Here is a 1511-nt window from a genome sequence, read left to right on the forward strand (position 1 = left end):
GGGGCCGGGGGGACAGGCTCCTCGCTCAACAGGATGGAAACGCTGCCGGACTCGTNGAATTTCACGCGTTGCCGGCGAGGTTCAACAGAATCTGCGGCAGCCGCCCGGCGTCGCCCTGCAGTGTGCCGCGAAGCTCCGGCGGCACGAAGCTGGCAAGATCAAGCCCCTTGGCGACGGCGCGTGGCGCCAGGATCTCCGCCACGCTTTCGACCATCGGCACAAGTTCGAACTCGCCGATCTCCAGCTCCAGCCGGCCAGCGTCGATCTTGGAGAAGTCGAGGATGTCGTTGATGATGACCAGCAGCGATTCGGCGGAATCGCGGATCGTTTCGGCATAGGCCCGCTGCTCCGTCGCCAGCGGTGTGTCGAGCAGCAGCCCGGCCATGCCGATCACCCCGTTCATCGGCGTGCGGATCTCGTGACTCATGGTCGCGAGGAATTCCATTTTGATGCGCTGGCCGTCTTCCGCCCGCTCCTTGGCGTCGCGCAGGGTGTGCTCCAGCCGCTTCTCCTCGGTCAGGTCACGCAGGATCGCGGCATAGAGCGGACCGGCCGCCGTTTTGACCAGCGCCACGGAATAGGCGAGAGGGAAGCTCTCCGCTCCGCTGTCGCCGGCTGTGGCCGGCCGCAGGGCGATGGTCTCGCCGCGGGCGGTCGGACCCATCATGGTACGGCGCCCCCGTGCGATCTCGTCCAGGGCGCGGGTGGCGTCGGCACGCTCCTCCGGCGGCAGAAAATCCACCACCGAACTGCCGACGAGCCCGGCCGGTGCCCGGCGGAAGATGGCATGGGCAGCCGGGTTGGCCGCCTCGATCACGCCGTCCGGGCGTGCGGTCACGATGCCTTCCGCCGCCGTGTCGACGATGGCGGACAGGCGGGCGTTTGCCTCCTCCAGTTCCTTGCCCTGCTCACGCTGTGCAGCCAGCGAGCGCGCCAGCAGCAGCCCGAACAGCCCGAGCAGCAGGATCATGCCACCGGACAACAGCGATGCCGTCCGAAGATTCTCGTGCCAGGCGACCAGCACCGCGTTCTGGCGCACGCTGACGGTCAGGACCAGCGGCCAGACCGGCGTCGTGCGATAGGCGACAATGCGCGTGTCGGCACTGGCGCCGATATCGGTCCCCGAATGACGGAACACTCCATATTCGGCCTGCGGCAGATACTGGCGGAACAGCGGCGTCGTGGCGAAAGACCGGGCAATTCCTTCCCCGGCCTGCGGCTGGACGGTCAGCAGGGTACCATCGTACCGGTACAGCGCGATCCGGTCGCCGACGCCGGCAATGTTGCCGCCCTGGACTGCACGATACAGGCCCTGGAAGTAATCCGGGTTGACGGTGGCGACCACCACGGCCTGCAGCGTGCCGTTCGCCCCGCGCATGGCGCGGCTCATCGGCAGCAGCCATCGGCCCGAGCGCTGGTCTCCGGCGGTGCTGTCGACCAGGCCGCGTCCCGGCCGTGGATCGCCGATCAACAGCCCGCTGCCCCGGCCGGCGGCCTGCAACCGGAACACG

General features: G+C 68.4%; 1 protein-coding gene. It reads right to left on the bottom strand.

What is annotated here, in order from left to right:
• Window positions 1-61: 61 nt before the first annotated feature.
• A partial coding sequence (locus I71_RS03790) for a histidine kinase dimerization/phospho-acceptor domain-containing protein (RefSeq protein ID WP_244433616.1) occupies window positions 62-1511 on the bottom strand: 1450 nt, incomplete at its 5' end.

The organism is Azospirillum sp. B506, from assembly GCF_000333595.1.
In the GTDB taxonomy this organism is placed as follows: domain Bacteria; phylum Pseudomonadota; class Alphaproteobacteria; order Azospirillales; family Azospirillaceae; genus Azospirillum.